General features: G+C 71.9%; 14 protein-coding genes. 5 read left to right on the top strand and 9 right to left on the bottom strand.

Annotation, left to right across the window (positions count from 1 at the left end):
* Positions 1-113 precede the first annotated feature (113 nt).
* The 3 genes from ACLBWJ_RS10805 to ACLBWJ_RS10795 form a co-directional block, all read right to left on the bottom strand.
* Complete coding sequence (locus tag ACLBWJ_RS10805; protein WP_112617774.1) at positions 114-1,067, bottom strand: ABC transporter permease; 954 nt, start codon at positions 1,065-1,067, stop codon at positions 114-116.
* Positions 1,064-2,068: an ABC transporter permease gene (locus tag ACLBWJ_RS10800; RefSeq protein WP_447660282.1), complete on the bottom strand. Its 1,005-nt coding sequence runs from the start codon at positions 2,066-2,068 to the stop codon at positions 1,064-1,066. The genes ACLBWJ_RS10805 and ACLBWJ_RS10800 overlap by 4 nt, the downstream gene beginning before the upstream one ends.
* Before the next feature lie 82 nt (positions 2,069-2,150).
* Positions 2,151-3,824: an ABC transporter substrate-binding protein gene (locus ACLBWJ_RS10795; protein WP_112617772.1), complete on the bottom strand. Its 1,674-nt coding sequence runs from the start codon at positions 3,822-3,824 to the stop codon at positions 2,151-2,153.
* A 173-nt stretch (positions 3,825-3,997) separates the two neighbouring features.
* On the opposite strand from ACLBWJ_RS10795, the gene ACLBWJ_RS10790 reads away from it, so the two are divergent.
* The 3 genes from ACLBWJ_RS10790 to ACLBWJ_RS10780 all read left to right on the top strand — a co-directional run bounded on the left by ACLBWJ_RS10790 (position 3,998) and on the right by ACLBWJ_RS10780 (position 6,000).
* Positions 3,998-4,861 carry a spermidine synthase gene (locus tag ACLBWJ_RS10790; protein ID WP_114588825.1) on the top strand — a complete coding sequence of 288 codons (864 nt, stop codon included), beginning with the start codon at positions 3,998-4,000 and terminating at the stop codon, positions 4,859-4,861.
* A 79-nt stretch (positions 4,862-4,940) separates the two neighbouring features.
* Positions 4,941-5,468: a hypothetical protein gene (locus tag ACLBWJ_RS10785; RefSeq protein WP_112617925.1), complete on the top strand. Its 528-nt coding sequence runs from the start codon at positions 4,941-4,943 to the stop codon at positions 5,466-5,468.
* Positions 5,469-5,511: 43 nt separating this feature from the next.
* Positions 5,512-6,000 carry a SprT-like domain-containing protein gene (locus ACLBWJ_RS10780; RefSeq protein ID WP_112617770.1) on the top strand — a complete coding sequence of 163 codons (489 nt, stop codon included), beginning with the start codon at positions 5,512-5,514 and terminating at the stop codon, positions 5,998-6,000.
* 89 nt (positions 6,001-6,089) lie between these two features.
* Here the strand turns inward: ACLBWJ_RS10780 and ACLBWJ_RS10775 are convergent, their stop codons facing one another.
* Positions 6,090-6,737, bottom strand: a complete 648-nt coding sequence (locus tag ACLBWJ_RS10775; protein WP_447660281.1) for a 2-phosphosulfolactate phosphatase — start codon at positions 6,735-6,737, stop codon at positions 6,090-6,092.
* Between the two features lie 32 nt (positions 6,738-6,769).
* On the opposite strand from ACLBWJ_RS10775, the gene ACLBWJ_RS10770 reads away from it, so the two are divergent.
* Positions 6,770-7,300: a hypothetical protein gene (locus tag ACLBWJ_RS10770; protein WP_447660280.1), complete on the top strand. Its 531-nt coding sequence runs from the start codon at positions 6,770-6,772 to the stop codon at positions 7,298-7,300.
* Positions 7,301-7,307: 7 nt separating this feature from the next.
* Positions 7,308-7,862, top strand: coding sequence for an N-acetyltransferase family protein (locus ACLBWJ_RS10765; protein WP_447660279.1), 555 nt, complete (start codon positions 7,308-7,310; stop codon positions 7,860-7,862).
* A gap of 34 nt (positions 7,863-7,896) precedes the next feature.
* On the opposite strand, the gene ACLBWJ_RS10760 is transcribed toward ACLBWJ_RS10765, so the two are convergent.
* From ACLBWJ_RS10760 to ACLBWJ_RS10740, 5 genes are all read right to left on the bottom strand, one after another.
* Complete coding sequence (locus ACLBWJ_RS10760; RefSeq protein WP_112617767.1) at positions 7,897-9,387, bottom strand: ABC transporter permease; 1,491 nt, start codon at positions 9,385-9,387, stop codon at positions 7,897-7,899.
* Positions 9,384-10,145, bottom strand: coding sequence for an ABC transporter ATP-binding protein (locus ACLBWJ_RS10755; RefSeq protein WP_114588824.1), 762 nt, complete (start codon positions 10,143-10,145; stop codon positions 9,384-9,386). Before ACLBWJ_RS10755 ends, ACLBWJ_RS10760 begins: the two co-directional genes overlap by 4 nt.
* Positions 10,146-10,240: 95 nt before the next feature.
* Positions 10,241-10,897 (bottom strand): response regulator, encoded by a 657-nt coding sequence (locus ACLBWJ_RS10750; RefSeq protein WP_112617765.1) that lies wholly within the window; start codon positions 10,895-10,897, stop codon positions 10,241-10,243.
* Entirely contained in the window at positions 10,894-12,090 is a 1,197-nt protein-coding gene (locus ACLBWJ_RS10745) for a histidine kinase (RefSeq protein ID WP_274179238.1), read from the bottom strand. Before ACLBWJ_RS10745 ends, ACLBWJ_RS10750 begins: the two co-directional genes overlap by 4 nt.
* A gap of 72 nt (positions 12,091-12,162) precedes the next feature.
* Positions 12,163-13,149: a diacylglycerol/lipid kinase family protein gene (locus tag ACLBWJ_RS10740; RefSeq protein WP_274179239.1), complete on the bottom strand. Its 987-nt coding sequence runs from the start codon at positions 13,147-13,149 to the stop codon at positions 12,163-12,165.
* Positions 13,150-13,177: the final 28 nt, after the last annotated feature.

The raw sequence follows: 13,177 nt of genomic DNA, 5'->3' as shown, positions 1-13,177 counted from the left end.
CGGCGATACAGCCGTAGGACCGCTGGGGCTGGTGCAGCCAGCGAAGACCGGTGAGGCGACAGCAGCCCCACCGGTCCTGCAGGTGTATCGCAGAGCCGCGACCCCGGGCCGGGTCAGCGGGCGCGGGTGCGCGGGTCCATGGCCTCGCGCAGCGATTCGCCGAGCAGCGTGAAGCCGAGCGCGGTGATCATGATGCACAGGCCCGGGAGGAACGCGAGCCACGGGGCGATCGCGAGCTCGTTCTGCGCGTAGGTGAGCATGCGGCCCCACTCGGCGGTCGCCGCTCCGCCGCCGCCGAGGCCGAGGAACGACAGCGCCGCGGCGTCGATGACGGCGGTCGCGAGAGTGAGCGTCCCCTGGACGATGACGGGCCCGAGGCTGTTGGGCAGCACGTGGCTCATCGTGATCTTGCCGCGGCCGAGCCCGAGGGTCTGCGCCGACAGGATGTAGTCGGCACTGCGCTGCTGCAGCATCGACGCTCGCAGGAGGCGCGCGAAGATGGGCACCTGCGAGGCTCCGATGGCGATCATGATCGCGAGCTGCGACTGACCGAGGATCGCCGCGATCGAGACGGCGAGCAGCAGGTTGGGGACCGACAGGAGGATGTCGACGAACCGCATGACGACGGTGTCGACCCAGCCCCCGAACATGCCGGCGATCAGGCCCAGGAGCATGCCGCCGGCGAGACCGAACGCGGTCGAGATGACGCCGATGAGCAGCGAGGCCCGCGCACCCCAGATGAGCTTCGACAGCACGTCGCCGCCGAAGCGGTCGAGGCCGAGCGGGAAGCCGGCGATCTCGCCGGGACCGGGGATGTGGGTCGGGGTGACCTCGCGCGCGCCGGGGAGGGCCGTCTCGGGGTAGGGCGCGAGCCAGGGTGCGAGGATCGCCACGAGGAGGAAGACCAGCACGATGCCGGCGCCGATCCAGGCCACCGGGTTGCGGCGCAGGCGCGCGAAGACGTCGTGCCAGAACCCGCCGCCGGTGCGGGCCTCGAGCACCTCGTGCTCGGCGACGGCGGTGGCGGGTCCGTCGCCGGGGGCGGGCGGGAGCGCGTTGGTGCTCATGAGACCCTCACTCTCGGATCGATCAGGCTGTACGAGACATCGACGATGAGGTTGATGAGCGCGTAGATGACGGCGATGAAGAGGATGAAGCCCTGCAGCACCGGGAAGTCGCGGGCGCTGATGGCCCGGGCCAGGAACGAGCCGATTCCGGGGAACGCGAACACCGTCTCGGTCAGGATCGCCCCGGCCAGCAGCAGCCCGACCTGCAGGCCGACGGTCGTGGCGACCGGCAGCATGGCGTTGCGCAGGATGAAGCGGCCGCGGAGCGTGCGGCGGGCGATGCCCTTGGCCCGGCCGGTGCGCACGTAGTCGGAATTCTGCACCTCGAGCACCGAGGCGCGGGTGATGCGCACGATGATCGCGAGCGGGATCGTGCCGAGGGCGAGCGCCGGCAGGATGAGGTGCAGGACGGCATCCCAGGCGGCGTCGAACTCTCCGGTGAGCAGACCGTCGAGCACGTAGAAGTTCGTGTAGTGGGTCGCGTCGATGCGCGGGTCCTGGCGGCCGTCCGAGGGCAGCCAGCCGAGCTGGACGGCGAAGACGTACTTGAGGATGAACGCCAGGAAGAACACCGGGATCGTGACGCCGACGAGGCTCAGCACGACAGCGACGTGATCGCTGATCTTGCCGTGGTGGCGGGCGGCGAGGTACCCGAGCGGGATGCCGATTCCGACGGCGAAGATCAGGGCGGCGATCGAGAGCTCGACGGTCGCCGGGAAGCGCCGGAGGAACTCCTCGACGACGGGGCGCGCGGTCTCGATCGACGACCCGAAGTCGCCGGTGAGCAACCGCCCCATGTAGGTGGCGTACTGCTCGAGGATCGGCCGGTTGAAGCCGTACAGCTCGTTGATCCGGGCGATCGCCTCGGGGGTCGCCTTCTCGCCGAGGAGGGCGACGGCGGGGCCGCCGGGCAGGGCGCGGACCCAGAGGAAGAGGAGGATGCTGAGCCCGAGGAGCGTGGGGATCAGCAGAAGCAGCCGTTGGCCGATGGTTCGCAGCAACGCGGAATCTTTCGGTCGAGGAGTGCGGGGCGGGCTCGCGCCCGAGGCGGTGGCCCGCCCCGCGAGGATCAGCGGGTCGTCGTCACTCGGTCAGGACGATGTCCGTGAACACCTCGTCGTTGACCGGGCTGGCCGGGTAGCTCTCGACGCGCGGATCGAACGCGAGCGTCGGGGCGGGGTGGGCCAGCGGGACGCCCGGGATGAACTGGGCGACCTGCTCGTTGATCTGCTCGTAGAGCGCGGTCTGCTCCTCGAGGTTCGGCACGCCGCGTGCGGAGTTGAGCGCTGCGAACAGCTCGGGGTTGTCGAAGCCCCACTCGGCCGAGGGCGCACCGAAGAACACGCCGACGAAGTTGTCGGTGTCGTTGTAGTCGCCCGTCCAGCCCAGCAGGTGGATGCCGTGGTCGGGGGTGCCGGTGATCTTGTCGAGGTAGTCGGGGCTCCAGGCATCCGTCTGCGGCGTCAGCTGCACGCCGACGTCGGTCAGCTGCGTCGAGATGACCGTCGCGATCTGCTCGGGGTCCGGCATGTAGGGGCGCGAGACGTTGACCGGGTAGTTGAAGGTCAGCGTCAGCGGGTTGGCCTCGGTGTAGCCGGCCTCGGCGAGGAGCGACTTGGCCTTCTCGGGGTCGTAGTCGTAGGTGGTGACGTCGGGGTTGTAGCCGTTGACGGTGTCGGGCATGAACTGCGTCGCGACCTCGGTGCCCTCGGGGAGCACCTGCGAGATCAGGGCCTCCTTGTCGATCGCGTGCGACAGGGCCTCACGGACGCGCACGTCCTGCAGCTCGGGCTGCGCCTGGTTGAAGGCGAGGTAGAGGATCGTGAACGGCGGGCGCGAGACCATCGTGAAGCCGGCCTCTTCGAGCGCGGCGGTGTCGGCGGGGCCGACGAGGTCGTAGCCGTCGATCGATCCGGCCTCGAGGGCCTGGCGGCGGGCGGTGGGGTCGTCGATGACACGGAAGATGATCTTGTTCACCTGGCCCGACTCACCCCAGTAGTCGTCGTAGGCCGAGAGCGTGAGCTCCTCGCCCGGCGACCACTCGTCGAACTTGTACGGACCGGTGCCCGTCGGGTGCCCGGCGCCGTACTCCGAGAGCGAGGGGGCCTCTTCGGTGCCGCCGATCTCGTCGGCGCCGTACTCCTCGAGCGCCGTGGGGCTCTGCATGGCGAAGGCGGGCAGCGACAGCGCCGGGATGAAACCGGCGAAGGGCTGCTTCAGCTGGATCGTGGCCTCGAGGTCGGAATCGGCGCTGCACGACTCGAAGACGGCGGTGTCGGGGGTCTCGACGTAGCCGCGGAAGAGCTTGCCGTAGTAGTACGAGAGCGCCTCGCTCGCCGCCAGGCCCGTCCAGTTGTACCAGCGGTCGAAGTTGGCGCACACCGCTTCGGCGTTGAAGGGCGTGCCGTCGTGGAAGGTCACGCCCTCCTTCAGCTGGAAGGTGTGCGTCAGCCCGTCGTCGGACGACTCCCAGCTCTCGGCCAGCAGCGGCGCGGGGTCGGCCGTGCCGGGCTCGGTGCCGACGAGGCCTTCGAAGATCTGGCGGGAGACGCGGAAGGTCTCGCCGTCCTGCGCGAACGCCGGGTCGAGGCTGGCGGGGTCGGCGGAGGCGGCGAAGACGAAGGTGCCGTCAACGTCGGTCGCGGCATCCGTCTCGCCGCCACCTCCGCGCTGGCTGGTGCACGCCGAGAGGGCGAGGGCGCCGATGGCGACCGCCGCCAGTCCCGCGAGCGCGCGCTTGCGAGGAGTGGAGAGCATGGGGGTGTCCCTTTCTGAGGTCCGGAGCGGGCCCACCGCGGCGCACTCCGAGGTAATTGGGTCCGAACCTATACGGGCAGGAGGGTCGAAGTCATTACATCGATGTCTCGATCGTGTTTCGACTGCGCAGACCGGCTCGCGCGCATGCCGACCCGTGCCGATAGCGTTGAGGAATGGCACGAGCGCGCGTCGAGGAGTCCGGTCCGCAGGCACGCTTGTCCGACGGAACGATCGCGCGCATCGTGACGTCATCATTCACGTCCGGCTTCGAGCTCGACGTCGACGGGACCCCCCAGTCGCACGTCGACCTCGACGATCCGACGCACCTGCACTTCGAGTACATCGCCCGGATGGCGGCCGTCATCGACCGCCTGCGGATGCCGGGACAGCCGCTCACCGCCGTCCATCTGGGCGCCGGCGCGCTGACCCTCCCCCGGTACATCGCCCACACGCGGCCGGGATCGCGTCAGCAGGTGATCGAACTCGAGCAGCCCCTCGTCGACCTCGTGCGCGAGGCGCTTCCCCTCCCCCGGGGCGCGCAGGTGCGCGTACGCATCGGCGATGCCCGCGCCGTCGCCGAGAAGCTCCCCCCGGGCCTCACCGGCGCCGCCGACCTCGTCGTCTCCGACGTGTTCGCGGGCGCGCAGACGCCCGCTCACCTGACGACGGTGGAGTACTACCGCTCGCTCGCGCGGCTGCTCGCCCCGACAGGCGTGCTCCTGGTCAACGTCGCCGACGGCGCCGGCCTCGCGTTCGCCCGCCGACAGGTCGCCACCGTCCGCGAGGTGCTCCCTGAGGTGCTGCTGCTCGCCGAGGTGCAGCTGCTGAAGGGACGGCGATTCGGGAACATCGTGATCGCGGCATCGGCCTCGCCCCTGCCGTCGGAGTGGCTGCCGCGCCTGATGGCCGCCGGACCGTTCCCGGCCAAGGTCGCGCAGGGCGCCGAGATCGACGAGTTCGCCCGCGGGGCGCGGGTCGCGACCGATGCCGACGCGACCCCGTCGCCGAAGCCGTCGGCATCCGTGTTCGAACGCTGACCGGCGCGGCGGGCGGGTGCTTGCACCGCTTTGGACGAGACTGGGATCCACCGTTCTCGAATCGCGGAGGTGGATGACGGTGGGCTACATCCTCGGGTACGACCCGGACACGCTGCGGGAGATCGTCGACCCGGATCAGTGCGCAGAGCGCCTCGCCGAGATCGGCGAGCAGCGCAGCCTGCCCGCGCTTCTGGAGCGCGTCTGGCTGCTGAAGGTGCTCGACCGGCTCGATGAGGCACTCGTCGTCGCGGAGCAGGCAGTGCGGGTGGCCCGCATGGCCGGAACCCGCAAGGATCTGCTGCGCGCCCGGGTGCTGCACGCGACGATCCTGCAGAACCGCGGTGCCTTCGCCGCGGCGATCCAGGAGCTGACGACGTGCGCGGAAGAGGCGGAGGGCCAGAACTGGCCGCTGCTCGCCGCGTTCGCGTACCAGCACCGCGGCAAGGTGTCGTACGACGCCGAGGAGTACTCCGACGCCCGCACCGATTTCAAGCGTGCGCTCTTCCTCCGCCAGGAGGGCGGCGCTCCCGAGGATCAGCTCGAGTCGACCCTGCTCGCCGTCGATGCCGCCGAGCGGCGCCGTTCGCGTTCGATCGTCGCCAGCTGAGCGCTGCGTCCCGCTGTCTCACCCCGCGCGTAGCGTCGACCGTATGAGTGATCTCGATCGGGTCCGGGTCTGGGCCGAGGCGCTGATCTCAGCGCACCTCGACGACTCGTGGACGTTCCGGTTCGACAACGCCAAGCGCCGCGCGGGCCAGTGCGACTACACGCGCCGGTGCATCAGCGTCTCGCGATACCTCGCGGCGCGGTTCGACGACGACGAGAACCACCAGACCCTGTTGCACGAAGTCGCCCATGCGATCGCCGGACCGGCCGCCGGCCACGGTCGCGACTGGCTGCGCACGGCCCGCGAGCTCGGGTACGTCGGCGGCACGACCCATCGCGGCGAGACGGCCGTCGAGCTGGCACCGTGGGTGGGCCACTGCCCTGCCGGCCACGTGGCCTACCGTCACCGGCGCCCGACCCGCGCCGCGTCGTGCCGGATGTGCGCGTCGTCGTACGACGAGCGCTTCCTCTTCCGGTGGGTGCGCCGCGAGATCTCCTCGGCCGACCGTCGCGCCGCCGCGACCCCGCGCTGACCCGCTGCACCAACTCCTCAATTTCGGTCGCCGAGCCGTCGGACCCGGCCGCTGCGGGCTCGAGACCCGCGGATTCTGAGGAGTTGGCGTCAGGCGGCGGTGAAGACGCCGCCGCGGAGGAGCGGGGCGACCTCGTCGACGCCGATCTGCGCGGCGGCGAGCGCGTCGTCGCGCAGCCCGCGCTCGAGCAGCTCTTGCGCCGAGCCGCTCGCCGTCAGCAGGTGACGCACCGCGCCGCCCAACCCGCGGAACGACTCGCACGCCACAGCCGCCTCGGGTGAGGTGTGGTCGATCCCGAGCCGCGAGAGCGCGTCGACGACGGCACCCGCGCCGAGCAGATCCTCCACCGCGAACCGGAGCTCCGTCTCGCCCTCCGGGCCGGCGAGCTCACCGGCCGCGATCACCGCGATGCTCGTGCGGGCTCCGCGCCGCTGCTGCTCCGCGAGCACGGCGGCGGCCACGGCGTCGGCGTTGCGCAGGCAGCCGAGCAGAACCACCGAGTCGGATGCCGCGCCGGCGATGGCCGCACCGTTGCGCGAGACCGCACGCGCGGCCTCATCCAGCGCGACGGTATCCCCCGCGGCCACCCGGGCCGAGACGGTCGACGAGAAGCGCAGCACATCGACCACGACGACGACATCGGCGGGCGCCACCCGGCGAAGGCCGGCGACCCCCCAGTCGAGACGAACCTGATACCGGGACTGGTCGAACGGCGAGGATGCGGCGGGCGACGGCATCCGATCAGCCTACGACGGGGCAGACTGGGCTCATGCGCATCCTCCAGAAGCTCGTGCTCGACTGCGACGCCGACGCCGCCTGGCGTGCCCTGCACTCCCCCCGCGCACTCGCGGAGCTCTACGCACCACTCATGGGGCTCGCGCCTCTCGCCGCCGAGGGCATGCCGACCTCGCTCGAGCCGGGCGCCGACGTACCGGTGCAGCTGTCGGCTCTCGGCGTGCCGGTCGGCCGGCAGCTGATCCATGTGTCGGACCGCGCGGTCGAAGAGCGGCGGCCCGGCGCGACGGACGCGTCGACGGTGCGGATCCTGCGCGACAGCGGCATCCCGCTGACCGGGCCCCTCTCGGTGCTCGACGTCTGGGACCACCAGATGGCGGTGTCGCCCGCACCCGGCGACCCCACCCGCACGCTCTGGCGCGAGCGCCTGGTCATCGGAGGCCTCGCCGCGTCGGCGCTGTGGCCGATGCTCTGGGCGACGTGGCAGTGGCGGTCGACGCGCCTGCGGCAGGTTGCGCCGACCTGGGCCTACGACCCTGAAGACGATTCCGCGCCCGCATCGTGACCGCGTCGTGACCGCGGTCGCCGTGCGGCGGGCGGTGCCCGCAGACGCCGCGGCGATCGCGCGCGTGCACGTCCGCGGCTGGCATGAGGCCTACACCGGACGGATGCCGCAGAGCATCCTCGACCGGCTCGATCTCGACCGTCTCACGCGCGTGCGGCGCGAGCTGCTCGGGCACGAGCAGCGTCTCGACGAGCGGGAGTCGTCGGGTGCCGCGAGGCCGAACCACACCGAGCGCACGCACGACCTCGGCCGGACGTGGGTCGCGGTGACGGGCGGGTCGATCGTGGGCTTCGCGGTCAGCGGGTCGTCCCGCGACGACCCTCCCGTCGCGCCTGTCGAGCTGTACGCGATCTACGTGCTCGCCGCCCATCACGGCACCGGCGCGGGGCAGGCGCTGCTGGACGCCGCGCTCGGCGACGAGTCCGCGTCGCTGTGGGTCCTCGCCGACAACGCGCGCGCCCGCGCGTTCTACGCCCGGAACGGGTTCCGCCCCGACGGCGCCGAGAAGGACGACACCAGCTGGGGCGAGAGCATCAGCGAGGTCCGGCTCGTCCGCGAATGAGGGACGAGCCGGACCGGCCGACGACGCAGCCGCGTCACTCGGCGAGCGCCTCCACCGGCGAGACCCGGGTCGCGAGGCGGGTCGGGACGACGGCGGCGACGAGCGTCAGCACGGCGGTGGCGACGACGACCCCGGCGACGGTGAGCCACGGGATGCCCGGCAGCACGAAGGTCGGGGCGAGCCACAGCGGCGGAACCCGCACCGAGCCCAGCAGTGACTGCGCGGCCGCCCAGCCGTAGGCGATGCCGAGGAGCAGGCCGAACACGACCGAGGTGATCGTGATGTGCGCCGCCTCGAACAGGACCATCGAGCGGATCTGACGTCCGGTCAGGCCGAGCGCGCGCAGCAACCCGAGCTCGCGGGTGCGCTGCACGACGCCGATCGTGAGCAGGTTGACGAGGCCGACGGCCGCGATCACGGCAGAGACCCCGACGAGCGCCATCATGACCGCGCTGAACGTGTCGAGCAGACGGGCCATGTCGCCCGACACCTCGCCGCCGCCCGACGCCGCCATGACGCCCTTGACCGACTCGCTGGCGACGGCGAACATCGTGACGAGCGTGACGCCCATGACGACGCCGATCGCCATGCGGCTCGACCGCTCGGGATAGCGCAGCGCGTTTTCGGCCGCGAGCCGGGCCGAGGCCGAGCGGCCGAAGAGCCGGCCCGTCAGGCGGAGCAGCGGCGGCATGACGAGCGTGGCGCCGAGGCTCAGCCCGGTGAACGAGGCGAGCCCGCCGAAGAACGCGACGACCACGCCGAGGGGGGTGACGAAGCCGGCGAGGATGCCGAGCGCGAGCAGCACCGCCCCGACGCCGAACAGCGACACCGCGGTGACGCGACGACGCGTGCGCCCGGCAGCCTCCTCGGCCGTGCGCGGCGCGGATCCTGCCAGCGCGGCGAGCGGCGTGACCTCGAGCACGCGACGCGACCCCGACCACGCGGCGATCCACGTCGTCAGCGCCACGATGAGAGCCGGCGCCAGCAGCACGGGCTGCACGACGTTGTAGTCGACGTTCAGGCCCCACGCTCGCGCGGCGATCTCCTGGAGGCCCAGAGCGCCCGCGGTTCCGCCGACGAGCCCGATCACGGCGCCGATCGCGCCGACGACGAGGCCCTGCCGCGCGATGTGCGACCGCTGCGATCGCGCCGACGCGCCGATGAGGCGCATCAAGGCGATCTGGCGGGTGCGCCCCGCCACGATCGTGGCGAAGGTGTTGGCCGTCACGATCGCGGCGACGTACATCGCGACGGCGACCAGCAGCACGCTGAGGATCGCGACGACGATCACGACGGTCTCACCGCCCGAGAGGAAGGGATCGGCCATGAGCCACGCGCCGATCAGTCCCGTCACCGCGACCAGCAGCACGCCGAACCCGCCCGAGATCGCCGCGACGAGCACTGAGGCGCCCATCCCCCGCTCGCGCAACCACGCCCAGCGCCCGGACGCCGCGGCGGACGGGCCCGACCCGGGTCGTGTGCGCGCCGATGAGGATGCCGCGGACGGCGCCGTCACGGCGGTCATGCCGACACCTCTGCGGCGAGCATGTGGGCCGAGATCTGCTCGGCGCTCTGGCGGGGCTTGTCGGCGACGATGCGGCCGTCGCCGAGGAAGATCACCCGGTCGGCGTGCGAGGCGGCCACGGGGTCGTGGGTGACCATCGCAATGGACTGACCGTGCTCGCGGCTCGCGGTGGCGAGGAGGGCGAGCACCTCGCGCCCCGATCGCGAATCGAGGTTCCCCGTCGGCTCGTCGGCGAAGACGAGGTCGGGCGCCGTCGCGAGAGCGCGGGCGATCGCGACGCGCTGCTGCTGGCCGCCCGACAGCTCGTGCGGACGGTGCCGCAGCCGCGCCCCGAGGCCGAGCGAGTCGACCAGTCCGTCGATGCGCGAACGTTCGAGCGCCGAGGGCGACCGCCCGTCGAGCTCGAACGGGAGGGTGATGTTGCCGATGACATCGAGGGTGGGAACGAGGTTGAACGACTGGAAGACGAAGCCGACGCGGCGGCGCCGCAGGATCGTGAGGTCGAGGTCCGACAGACCCGAGATCTCGGTGTCGCCGATCCACGCGCGACCCGAGGTCGGCGCGTCGAGCCCGGCCATGATGTGCATGAGGGTCGACTTCCCCGAGCCCGAGGGGCCCATGATGGCGGTGAACTCGCCACGACGGATGCCGACCGAGACGCCGTCGAGGGCGCGTACGCCCGATTCGCCGGCTCCGTAGGTCTTGGAGAGGTTCTGGACCCGGGCGGCGAGGCCGAGGTCGGTGGTCGAGATCTGCATGTCTCCGACGCTACGAACCGGGCCGGGCACCCGGCATCGGTCCCTCGTCGCGGGCCTGTACATCTCGCGGATGATCCCTCATCCGCAGCGCGACGTCAGGCGAGCCCGTGCTCGAAGGCGAAGACGACAAGCTGCACGCGATCCCGCAGGGCGAGCTTGGCGAGGATGCGGCTGATGTGGGTCTTCACCGTGGCTTCCGAGAGGAACTCCCGCTGGGCGATCTCGGCGTTCGAGAGGCCGCGCGCGGCCAGACCGAAGATCTCGCGCTCGCGATCGGTCAGCTCCGCGAACGCAGGCGGCACGGGCTTCTGCTCGGGGGCCGCGAACGTCGCGAACAGCTCGCGCGTCGCGGAAGCCGCGATGACCGACGAGCCGGAGTGCACCGTGCGGATCGCGGCGAGGAGGAACTCGGGGTCGGCATCCTTCAGCAGGAAGCCGCTCGCTCCCTGCCGGATCGCCCGCGCCGCTGCCTCGTCGAGGTCGAAGGTCGTCAGCATCACGATGCGCGGCGGAGCGCCGTCGAAGACCGGGTCGTCGAGCAGCTGCGCCGTGGCGGTGAGCCCGTCCATGACCGGCATCCGGATGTCCATCAGGACGACGTCGGGGCGCGTCGCCCGCACGACGCCGATGGCCTCGGCGCCGTCGGACGCCTCGCCGACGACCTCGAGGTCGGGCTGCGAGGCGACGACCATGCGGATGCCGGCGCGGAAGAGCGCCTGGTCGTCGACGAGGACGACCCGGATGGCGCTCACGCGGGGCCGCCGATGGGCAGACTCGCCGCGACGACGAACGCGCCGCCCGTCGGGCCCACCTCGATGCTGCCGCCGATCAGCTGGGCGCGCTCGCGCATGCCGATGAGACCGTGTCCGCCCGTGCGCACCGGGCCGGTGGACTCGTTCACCGGCGAGAGCGGATTGCTCACACGCACCTCCACGCGATCGGGCAGCCAGGACAGGGACACGTCCACGGTACCGCCCGCGCCGTGGCGCATCGCGTTCGTCAGGGCCTCCTGCAGGATGCGGTACACCGCGATCTGCACGGCCGCGGGCGGCTCGCCCGGAGGGGCGGGGTCGACGTCGACGCGCAGGTCGAGACCGGCGGCGCGCACCTGCGCGTACAGCACCTCGAGGTCCGCGACGGTCGGCTGCGGCCCCTCGCCCTCGCTGTGGCGGAGCTGGGTGAGCAGCATCCGCACGTCGGCGAGGGCGGAGCGCGCCGTCGACGAGATCGTCTTCAGCGATTCCGCCGCGGCCGTGGGGTCGGCCGCGGCGGCGTAGCGTGCGCCGTCCGCCTGAGCGATGACGACCGCGAGCGAATGGGCGACGACGTCGTGCATGTCTCGCGCGATGCGATTGCGTTCGAACTCGGCCGTCGCCCGCTCCTCGGCCTTCCGCTGCGCCTCGGCGTTGTCGCGCGCGCGCAGACCGACGCGGACCAGAGCGCCCACGGTCCACGCCAGGAGCAAGCCGAACACCGCCGCGACGAACAGCATCGTGCCCATGACGAGGAAGTACATCAACTCGCCCCCCGACACGGCGATGGAGTATCTCGCCGAGGGGATGAGCAGGTACACGGTGATGGCCAGGGCGCCCCCGATCGAGGAGGCGAACCCGAGCCAGAAGACCCGGTTCGTGCCGTACGCCGCACACGTGTAGAGCACCGCGAAGATGGCGATGTCGACCGGCAGCGGTGGCAGCTGCGCCAGCATCTGGAGGACCGCGCCCACCCAGGCCAGCGCGAGCGCGATCGGCGGCGAGAGCCGGCGCAGCGCGACCGCGGCACCGAACGGGACGACCAGGAGCATCGCGACGAGCGAGGAGAGCGGATCGTCGGGGATGCCCGTGCCGACGACGGCGACCCAGGTCACGAGCAGCATGATCGCCGCGAAGGCGACCGCTACGGCGACGTCGACGTACAGCTGGTAGCGGCGGAGCGGACGGAGCACGCTATGACGGTACGCGAGCGCCACAGGCGCGGCATCCCTCTCGCGATGTATCCGGCGGCGAGCGCGACGAGCTCAGCGCGCGTAGACGCGCAGGCCGTCCGGGATCGCGCGGAGCCGCAGCCGGTAGTCGCCGGTGGGAGTCTCGGCCAGCTCGCCGTCGTGCGCGAGCACCGGCGTCGCCTCGCCGGGCCGGACGGTCAGCTCGATCTCGGAGACGACGGCTCGCTCGAGGTCGGATGCCGGCGGCATGAGCCGCAGCGCGCGCATCACCGCGAGCGTGCGCCGGCCGAAGGCCAAGGAGGTCACCGCCCGCAGCCGCGTGCCGCGGGCATGGTGGAGACGGACGTCGAGCTCAGGCTCGTCGAGGCTCGCTCGACGCATCATCGCGATGCGGCGGGGGTCTCCCCGTCCGATACCCGCGAATACCGACCAGACGACGGCCCGGCGGCCGTCGCGCACGATCGTGATGCGGTGGGCTCCGTGCATCTCGCGCCACGCCGCGATCGCGCCACCCCACCATTTGCCGAGGCTCGTGCGCTTCTCGCGCTCGGCGAGCATCTCGGGATAGGCGCCGAGCGACACGGCATTGAGCACGGTCACGGGATCGCCGTCGTCGATGACCGCCTCGGCGACGACGACGCTGCGCACCGAGCCCGCGTCGTACGCATCGAGCGCCGCCTCGACGGTGTCCACGCCGGCGGCCCGCGCGAAGTGGTTGAAGGTGCCGCCCGGCAGCACGAGCAGCGTCAGGTCGTGACGACGCGCGAGGTGCGCGGCACGCGAGACCGAGCCGTCACCACCGAGCACCGCGAGCACCGTCGGCGCATCGGCGGCCGACATGGCCGACGCGACGATGTCGTCCATCGACGACTCGCCCAGGCTCTCGATCCGCGCCTCGGACAGCCGCCGCCGGATCTCGGGCAGCGGATCGGGCCGGACCACCGACGTGCCCGCTCGGGAGTTCGTGATCACCAGCACGCCGCGCCCGTCGGAGGTGGAGGCGTCTGCTGCGGGCGCGCCGGCTGCGGATTCGGATTCGGCGTGGCGATCAGTGGGCATGGAGTGACGCTAACGCCGCGGAGGCAGC

The sequence above is a fragment of the Microbacterium sp. M4A5_1d genome, from assembly GCF_053345465.1.
Note: the sequence above shows the minus strand (reverse complement) of the source record. Positions and strands in the feature narration are given on the sequence as shown.

What these genes read in the sequence shown, in the direction of transcription:
- ACLBWJ_RS10805 (WP_112617774.1), bottom strand. Translation starts at nt 1,067, where the DNA reads ATGAGCACCAACGCGCTCCCGCCCGCCCCCGGCGACGGACCCGCCACC.
- ACLBWJ_RS10795 (WP_112617772.1), bottom strand. Translation starts at nt 3,824, where the DNA reads ATGCTCTCCACTCCTCGCAAGCGCGCGCTCGCGGGACTGGCGGCGGTC.
- ACLBWJ_RS10790 (WP_114588825.1), top strand. Translation starts at nt 3,998, where the DNA reads ATGGCACGAGCGCGCGTCGAGGAGTCCGGTCCGCAGGCACGCTTGTCC.
- ACLBWJ_RS10780 (WP_112617770.1), top strand. Translation starts at nt 5,512, where the DNA reads ATGAGTGATCTCGATCGGGTCCGGGTCTGGGCCGAGGCGCTGATCTCA.
- ACLBWJ_RS10775 (WP_447660281.1), bottom strand. Translation starts at nt 6,737, where the DNA reads ATGCCGTCGCCCGCCGCATCCTCGCCGTTCGACCAGTCCCGGTATCAG.
- ACLBWJ_RS10770 (WP_447660280.1), top strand. Translation starts at nt 6,770, where the DNA reads ATGCGCATCCTCCAGAAGCTCGTGCTCGACTGCGACGCCGACGCCGCC.
- ACLBWJ_RS10760 (WP_112617767.1), bottom strand. Translation starts at nt 9,387, where the DNA reads ATGACCGCCGTGACGGCGCCGTCCGCGGCATCCTCATCGGCGCGCACA.
- ACLBWJ_RS10755 (WP_114588824.1), bottom strand. Translation starts at nt 10,145, where the DNA reads ATGCAGATCTCGACCACCGACCTCGGCCTCGCCGCCCGGGTCCAGAAC.
- ACLBWJ_RS10740 (WP_274179239.1), bottom strand. Translation starts at nt 13,149, where the DNA reads ATGCCCACTGATCGCCACGCCGAATCCGAATCCGCAGCCGGCGCGCCC.